Source organism: Pseudomonas caricapapayae (genome assembly GCF_001400735.1).
GTDB lineage: Bacteria > Pseudomonadota > Gammaproteobacteria > Pseudomonadales > Pseudomonadaceae > Aquipseudomonas > Aquipseudomonas caricapapayae.
This window is the reverse complement of sequence record NZ_LJPW01000016.1, coordinates 1-3561: the sequence shown is the minus strand read 5'-3', so window position 1 is coordinate 3561 and position 3561 is coordinate 1. Positions and strand designations below refer to the sequence as shown.

Annotated in this window: 3 protein-coding genes; 1 reads left to right on the top strand and 2 read right to left on the bottom strand. The window is 56.4% G+C overall.

Annotation, left to right across the window (positions count from 1 at the left end):
* Positions 1-23 precede the first annotated feature (23 nt).
* Positions 24-1004, bottom strand: coding sequence for an ExeA family protein (locus ALO80_RS02965; RefSeq protein WP_055007874.1), 981 nt, complete (start codon positions 1002-1004; stop codon positions 24-26).
* Positions 994-2646 carry an integrase gene (locus ALO80_RS02960; protein ID WP_055007873.1) on the bottom strand — a complete coding sequence of 551 codons (1653 nt, stop codon included), beginning with the start codon at positions 2644-2646 and terminating at the stop codon, positions 994-996. The genes ALO80_RS02965 and ALO80_RS02960 overlap by 11 nt, the downstream gene beginning before the upstream one ends.
* 221 nt (positions 2647-2867) lie before the next feature.
* On the opposite strand from ALO80_RS02960, the gene ALO80_RS02955 reads away from it, so the two are divergent.
* On the top strand, positions 2868-3449 hold the full coding sequence (locus tag ALO80_RS02955; protein ID WP_055007872.1) for a recombinase family protein: 582 nt from the start codon (positions 2868-2870) through the stop codon (positions 3447-3449).
* Positions 3450-3561: the final 112 nt, after the last annotated feature.

Below are 3561 nucleotides of genomic sequence, written 5' to 3'. Positions count from 1 at the left end.
CATTACGTGAGAATGACGCCGCATCATACCGGCACGCCCGCCGCCAACAGCCGGTCATGCAGTTCCTGCGTACGTTCTGCCGCGAGTTGGCCAGCGAGGAAGGAGCGCACCTCGCGCGGCTTGACACCCAAGGTGTCGGTCAGTTGCTTGACGTTGTACCCGTTGCGCATCAGGCGTGCGCCCATGGCATTCAAGTCCGGCGACAGAACCGCTTCAATGGTGTCCACGTCAATTGGCTTCTGCCCCACACGAAAGCCTTCGGTGAACGCCCGGTCCAGATAGAGTTCGAACTGCAACGGCGTTGCTAGGCGCTCGCAGAGTAGCGTAGCCGCGGCATCGGTCAACAAAGCTTGGGGCTTGGTCTTCGATGCGCTCACCTGCGAGAGTACCCAGTCCAGATAGGCACGGCGGTCCGGCCCCAAGCTGTCGAACTCGAACAGCGTTACACGCCCTCCAATCTGCTCCATCGAAGGATGCACAAGGTCGTTGCGCAATTTAGGGTGCCCAGCCATGACGATCGACAAGGGACTTTTCCCGCCGCGCATGACTTCCATCAGCCGCTTTAGGCCCAGTAATGTGTCTTCACTGAGCTGGTGGGCATCATCAATGAACAAGACAACAGGTTTCTTCTTTTTCTTGATCAGCTCGCGCAAAGCGCGCGGTCGCTGCTCACTTTTCTTCGGCATCGGTTCGTCTTTGTCGGTCGCCAAATCACAAAATAGCGCCAGTTCCAGCGTCTCGATGGTGACGTGACCGATGTTCAAGGCCAGCGATTGGGCGATCAGGATTTCCTTTTCCTGTTCAAGCGATGCCTGAATTCGTTGTAAGGTCGAGGTCTTGCCTGTGCCTACCATGCCCGATAGAACAATCAGCTTGCCGTCCTTGATCGCCAACTTCAATTCCTTCAGGACCAGCTGTAATTGCGCCGTCTCGAAGAACGCACACTGGCTTAGGAGGCTGAAGTCACGGGTAAAGCCGTAATGACTACGAATATCACTCAGCATGGTGGGGAGTCTCCCGAGGTTGAGCCATGAAGGAACGAACCTGCGTCAGGACGTCTTGTTTATTGAGCGTGCTTTTTACAATCGCGTTGATGGTATCGAGCTGTTCGGTCGGCAACCGCCCCAGTGGCGTTCCAAGAAAATCGGCTATCGCCAACTTGGCGGCGTGCTGGTTTGGATAGGTTAATTGTTGAAACGGATCCGGATCGATAAAGGCTTGCGTGGGCACATGCACTGGGTCTGAGAAACCACGTAGCTCGGGATGGTCCTGCATTGTTTCGCGCGCAACGCAAAGCTGGCGGGCCAAGTCCTCGATGCGATCGGCGCGCGTCTGCGCGACGGATTTCTTGAACGTGCGAAACTTATGCAGTGGGATCGGCCCGCCAACTGGCAAATAGGGGCCAAAGCGTCTGTCGCCGTGTTCGATGTAAAGCTCCTGATCGAAAAGTCCCCACCACAAGATCACCTCTTCACCCGCTAATTCCACATCAACCTCGTATTGGGTACCGTTGGCGACTACACGTGCGTCGCTATTGACCTTGCGCCTCTGCGGCTCTCTGGCGAAGGTGCAATAGCGCTCCCATGTGCACATGGCACGTACCCCCTGCGCAGGCAGGTGGGTCAACCAGTCCTCGATTCGTGAATGAGGCTCAAGACGGTGGTTCATCGCGTTATAACGCACCAGGAAGTTCAGCAGCCAAGCGTTGGCCTCTGCTTCGTCATGAGGCTGATTGAAGTGATACAGCGTTTCGTGCATTTCCTTGACCGTGCGAAAGGGCCGCTCAACTTTGCCTGTCGCCTGTGCTGTGGTGCGTCGACCATCGGAACCCGCCGGCATATGGGTCCGCACTTCGACGCCGAGATAGCGCATCACACGCTGATAAATCTGGCTGCGACTCACCGGACCACAGTCTTGGTAAATCATCTTCGGAATGCCTTGCAGCGGATGGTCGGACGATTCCTTGATCGCCATCGCCCGGAACAGGAAGCGTAACGCTGACTCGACGTCTTCACCGTAGACACAGCGATACTCCTGGTAGGCGGTGCCACTGCGATCATCGACCACGCTGAACAACATCAGGGTCGGTGCTTTCAGGTCTGCCCGCAGCCATGACGGCGCCTCGATGTGTTTTAGGTCAGACGGGCTCATGTCGAACTGCCAGCAGTCATTGCTATGTTCCGCCTGGAAACGCACGGCGGGCGGCGGTCGTCCTAGCGTGGTCCGGTCATAGCCCCATTGATGCAAGTAACGGTTGACCGTTGTCTTGTTCAGCGTACCGATTGGCAACTTGACAAAGCCGTCGGGCGTGCTGACACCGGACACTTCCAATAGGCGGATAGATTGGCCCGTCGAAAGGTGGCGGCCTTTCTTGTTCGATGTGCGCACCTTGATTGCAGCGACCAGCTCGCAGTAGCGTTCCATTTCTTCGGTCGGTAACAGACGCGGTACACCCCGGTCAGCACGACGCAGCGCCTTCGGCCGCACGCGTTCGGCCAGTGCCCGGTATAGGGTTGGCTCGGAAACGCCATAGGCTTGCGCCGTTGATGCAATGAGCAAGCGGCGCTCATGGCTGCGCGTCGGCAACGTCGCCAACCGTCTCGACAAATCAACCAAGACCTCGGTGGGGAGTGTCTTGCGCGGCATCGCCTGGCTCCTCTCTCCTTAAGCGTTTCCAATAGCGCCTTGGCGACCGTTAAGACCACGTACATGCGCAGTGATCCGGTTTGCGTGTGTCCGTTAGCCGGCCCTTCAACGGACATCTGACACCGCCACAACGGGTCTAGAAAAGTAAAGGCCGACCAAGTCTCATTTAGATGGTACGATTAATTTATCAATCATCCCCCCTTAAGCGTACAAAATTCTGCATGACAACGACACTTATTGGCTACGCTCGCTGCTCGACGGACAAACAGGACCTCAGTGCACAACAGTCTGCGCTCATCGCACTGGGCGTGGCGTCTGATCGCATTTATACGGATCACGGGTTAACCGGTACCCACCGCTCTAGACCAGGACTCGATCAGGCGCTGGCTGCTGTTCGGTCTGGTGACACGCTTGTGGTTCCAAAACTCGACCGATTAGCCAGGTCAGTCCCAGATGCTCGCCACATAGCCGATGCACTGATTGCACGCGGTATAAAGTTGGCTCTTGGTTCAAGCGTGTACGACCCAACCGATCCAATGGGCAAAATGTTTTTCAACATCCTGGCCACTTTCGCTGAATTCGAGGCCGACCTGATTCGCTTGCGCACCCGTGAAGGAATGGCGATTGCGCGTGCTAAAGGAAAGCTGCGAGGCAAGCAGCCTAAACTTTCCATCAAACAGCAAAAAGAGTTGTGTCGAATGCATAGCGACGGCACCTACTCCATCGGCGACCTGGCTGAACTATTTTCGGTTTCGCGCCCGACTGTCTACCGAACGCTTGCGCGTCAGCCAGAAGGCAAATAGGCGTTGGAAGCCCTCATTAGGCCTTAATTCGGTTGGCTGTCCAACTGGTTCCCGGAGCCCAAATAGCTTGCTTCGGCGTACAGCCCCGGCCTGCCGTCATTCTCACGTAATG